At 67.6% G+C, this 1,269-nt stretch carries 2 protein-coding genes; both read left to right on the forward strand.

Translation table 11 applies throughout. The features are described 5' to 3' along the window. A partial coding sequence (locus tag MB818_RS21875) for a phage tail tape measure protein (protein ID WP_369426352.1) occupies window positions 1-588 on the forward strand: 588 nt, incomplete at its 5' end. Further along, window positions 581-1,269 (forward strand): hypothetical protein (locus MB818_RS21880; protein ID WP_238906554.1); only part of this gene is annotated, 689 nt, incomplete at its 3' end. The genes MB818_RS21875 and MB818_RS21880, both read left to right, overlap by 8 nt.

Here is a 1,269-nt window from a genome sequence, read left to right on the forward strand (position 1 = left end):
CTGGCCGAGGATATCACCGGCCCGCTGAAGGAGGCGCTCAAGTCCGGCGAACTCAGCTGGCGCAGCTTTGCCCAGGCGGTGTCCGGCATTGCCCGGAACCTTGCCAACCGCCTGATCGACTCGGCCTTCAAGCCGATCGAAGACGCGCTCTTCCGCGCCTTCTCCGGTGGCGGGGCGGCCAGTGGCGGCGGGGGCGGTCTCTTTGGCTGGATCACCAAGGCCATCGGTGGGCTCTTCGGTGGCGGCTTTGCCAAGGGCGGTGTCTTTGCGCACTCAGGCGAGATCACGGCCTTTGCTCGCGGTGGAGTTCTGGGTGGCGGCATCGTGGATCGCCCGACGGTGTTTCCTTTCGCCCGCGGCATTGGCCTCATGGGCGAGGCCGGGCCGGAGGCCATCCTGCCCCTGCGCCGGGGACCGGGTGGAAGGCTCGGGGTGGAAGCGGGGACAACGCAACCCGCCCCGCAGATCACGCCCCGGATCATCAACGTGCTCGATCCCGGGCTGGTGGGGGACTATCTCGCCACGCCCGCCGGGGAACGCGCCATCCTCAACGTGATCCGCCGCAACAGAGGGGCTTTTGATGGCTGATCTCCTCTGGCCCTTTGCCGCGCATGGCCCGGCGACCGAAGTCCTGGACTGGCGCACGGATGTGTTACAGAGCGAGGCCGGCGAACAGCGGCTTTCACTCAGAGATACTCCGCGCGAGGTGCTGACCCTTCGGCATAGGCTGGATGGTCCGGCGTTGGCGCAAGCTGTGGCGCTGGCCCGCCGGGGCCTGACGGGCGACTGGATCGTTCCGCTCTGGCACATGGCGGGCCGTGGCGGTGGAGATATCACATTGGGAGAGACCAGCCTGAGCATCGCGGCGCGCTACACCGATTACCGCGCGCCGGGCTTTGCCGTTGCCGCCAGCAATGGCGGGGAGGCGCATCTGCTTTCGGTTGCCGCGGTACATCCGGATGGGATTGACCTGACATCCGCAGCCGGTGTCGCTCTCACCCACCCGGTGATCGCACCGGCGCGGCGGGCTCGTCTGCTGTCCCCGCTGGAAATCGAACGCCGGCATGCGGATCTCGGCTTTGTCACCGCGCGGTTCCTGCTGCAGGAGAGTGCCGATCTCTCCGGGCTGCGCGGCACCGCGCTCTACATTGCCGTGGATACCAGCACATCGATGTCGGGCGCCAAGATCACTGCGGCCATGGCAGCGGTGCGGGCGCTGGTCGATGAACTTGCCGGCAGTGTACCGCCGGCCTTGCGCAACGACATCTG

Source organism: Ruegeria alba (assembly GCF_022321465.1).
GTDB classification, from domain to species: Bacteria; Pseudomonadota; Alphaproteobacteria; order Rhodobacterales; family Rhodobacteraceae; genus Ruegeria_B; species Ruegeria_B alba.